The organism is Kitasatospora sp. NPDC059571, assembly GCF_042735675.1.
GTDB lineage: Bacteria > Actinomycetota > Actinomycetes > Streptomycetales > Streptomycetaceae > Kitasatospora.
In genome coordinates this window covers 1-2174 of the sequence record NZ_JBHWBW010000754.1, presented here as the reverse complement: position 1 = coordinate 2174, position 2174 = coordinate 1, and the positions used below count along the sequence as shown (strand labels likewise).

Genomic DNA, 2174 nt, shown 5'->3' with positions numbered 1-2174 from the left:
TGACTCCCTACTCTCATCCGTGGGTGGCGCGCGCGCGGGGGCTCGCCGCCCCCCCCCCGCGCTCCCCGGCGCCCTCGGGGCTATCGCAGGTCGAGCATGGCCGACATCGCGGCGACCGCCGACGGCGCCACTCTGTAGTACACCCAGGTCCCGCGGCGCTCGCTGGTCAGCAGGCCGGCCTCGCGGAGCTTCTTCAGATGATGGGAGACCGTGGGCTGCGAGACGCCGACGTCCTGGATGTCGCACACGCACGCCTCGCCGCCCTCGTGCGAGGCGACCCGGGAGAACAGCCGCAGGCGCACCGGGTCGGACAGTGCCTTGAACATCGCGGCCATCCGCACCGAGTCCGGCTCGGACAGGGGGGCGGCGGTCAGCGGAGGGCAGCACGGCACGGCCTCGGCGGACAGCACCGGCAGCTCCAACGCCTCAAGTTTCGACATGTGTCTATGTTGACATCCATCAATGCGCGGGGCAAGCTCAGGACATCGACACATGTCGAAACAAGGCCCACCCGAGGAGCCGCACCATGACCGACACCGACCCCACCACCCCCGCGGCCAGCACCGGCTGCTGCAGCCCCACCGCCACCGAGCACCCCGCCACCAGCACACAGGACACCCCGTGCTGCGGCACCACCCACGACGCCGCGCAGGCCGACAGCTGCTGCGCCCCCGCGGCCAAGGCCGAGGCCCGCGCCACCGGCGCCGGCTGCTGCTGACCCCCCACCACCCTCACGCCTCCCACCCGGAGATCCCGAAGATGAGCGAGAACACCACCACCGCCGACCTGCCCGTCGTCGTCATCGGCGCCGGCCCGATCGGCCTGGCCGCCGCCGCCCGCCTGATCGAACGCGGAATGCAGCCCCTCGTGCTGGAGGCCGGGCCCCGTGCGGCATCGGCGGTCCGCGAGTGGAGCCACGTGCGGCTGTTCTCGCCGTGGGCCGAGGTCGTCGACCCCGCCGCCGAGAAACTGCTGGCCCCCACCGGCTGGACCCGCCCCGACGGAGCCGCCTATCCGTCCGGCGGCGACTGGGCCGACCAGTACCTCCAGCTCCTCGCCGACGTCCTCGGCGACCGGGTGCGCTACCACGCCCGGGTGACCGGTGTGGCCAGGGCCGGGCGCGACCGCATCGTCGACTCCGGCCGCACCGAGCAGCCCTTCACCGTCCACGTCACCCGCGCCGACGGATCCGAGGGACGCATCCTCGCCCGCGCCGTCGTCGACGCCTCCGGCACCTGGTCCACCCCCAACCCGCTCGGCGCCAACGGCCTCCCCGCCATCGGTGAGCGCGCCGCGGGCGGCCGCATCGCCTACCGCGTCCCCGACCTCACCGACCCGGCCGTCCGCGAGCGGTACGCGGGCAGGCGCACCGCCGTGGTCGGCACCGGCGCCTCCGCGTTCACCGCTCTGGCCCACCTCGCCGACCTGGCCGAGCGGGAGAGCGGGACACACGCGGTGTGGGTCCTGCGGCGCGGCATCAACGGCTCCACGTACGGCGGCGGCGAAGCCGACCAACTGCCCGCCCGTGGCGCGCTCGGCCTGCGCGCCAAGGCCGCCGTCGAGGACGGCCGCGCCTCCGCGCTCACCGGCTTCCGCACCGCCGCCGTCGAGCCCGACGGCGACAGGCTCGTCCTGGTCGCCGAGGACGGGCGCCGCAGCGAGCCGGTGGACCAGGTCGTCGTCCTGACCGGCCTGCGCCCCGACCTGTCGTTCCTCTCCGAGATCCGCCTCGGCCTCGACGATCGCCTCCAGGCCCCGACCGCCCTCGCCCCGCTCATCGACCCCAATCAGCACTCCTGCGGCACCGTCTACCCGCACGGCGCCGGTGAGCTCGCCCACCCCGAGGGGGGCGTCTACCTGGTCGGCATGAAGTCCTACGGCCGCGCCCCCACCTTCCTCGCCATGACCGGCTACGAGCAGGTCCGCTCGGTCGCCGCCGCACTCGCCGGCGACCACCAGGCGGCCGCCCGCGTCGAACTCACCCTCCCCGAGACCGGTGTCTGCGGCGGAGCCGGCCTCTTCGACGAACCCGACACCACCCGGAACGGCGGCGGAGGCTGCTGCTCGGCCCCGGCCGCACCCCAGCTCATCACCCTCGGCGCCCGCGCGACCGAAGCCTCGTCGTGCTCCACCAACGGCGGCTGCTGACCCTTCCCGTGCCCGCCCCTCGGACC

General features: G+C 74.7%; 3 protein-coding genes. 2 read left to right on the top strand and 1 reads right to left on the bottom strand.

All coding sequences use genetic code 11. The annotated features are described in order from the left end of the window. Positions 1 to 80 precede the first annotated feature (80 nt). A complete protein-coding gene (locus tag ACFV0G_RS38685; RefSeq protein ID WP_380558374.1) occupies positions 81 to 440 on the bottom strand; it encodes an ArsR/SmtB family transcription factor in 360 nt (119 codons plus the stop codon). An 86-nt stretch (positions 441 to 526) separates the two neighbouring features. Between ACFV0G_RS38685 and ACFV0G_RS38680 the strand changes: the two genes are divergently transcribed. Together ACFV0G_RS38680 and ACFV0G_RS38675 are read left to right on the top strand one after the other, a co-directional pair. Next, complete coding sequence (locus tag ACFV0G_RS38680) at positions 527 to 718, top strand: hypothetical protein (protein ID WP_380558371.1); 192 nt, start codon at positions 527 to 529, stop codon at positions 716 to 718. Positions 719 to 759: 41 nt separating this feature from the next. Then, positions 760 to 2148 (top strand): NAD(P)-binding domain-containing protein, encoded by a 1389-nt coding sequence (locus ACFV0G_RS38675; protein WP_380558368.1) that lies wholly within the window; start codon positions 760 to 762, stop codon positions 2146 to 2148. Positions 2149 to 2174 lie beyond the last annotated feature (26 nt).